Genomic DNA, 268 nt, shown 5'->3' on the forward strand with positions numbered 1-268 from the left:
GCTGGTTGGTCGCAAGCGAGCCGCGCGAAAATACTTCGCGGCGGAGGACTTTGTCTTCAATCCTGACAGCGGGAAGCTCACTTGCCCCGCCGACAAGGAGCTCTCCGTAAAAGACCGGACCTTCTATACCGCCAACGGCTATCACGGGACCGTCTACATGGCGAAGAAAACGGACTGCGGCGTCTGCGAACTCCGGTCCCAATGCCTGCGGAAGGCGGCCACGCCTGCGCGCACGGTGCTCAAGGTGGAGCGGCGAGATCCGCAAGAG

1 protein-coding gene is annotated in these 268 nt (G+C 62.3%); it reads left to right on the plus strand.

What is annotated here, in order from left to right:
* Positions 1-268, plus strand: a 268-nt coding sequence (locus tag RMT89_RS43360; RefSeq protein WP_315889255.1) for a transposase, incomplete at both ends; no start/stop codon positions are given.

The organism is Streptomyces sp. P17 (assembly GCF_032436805.1).
Lineage (GTDB): Bacteria > Actinomycetota > Actinomycetes > Streptomycetales > Streptomycetaceae > Streptomyces.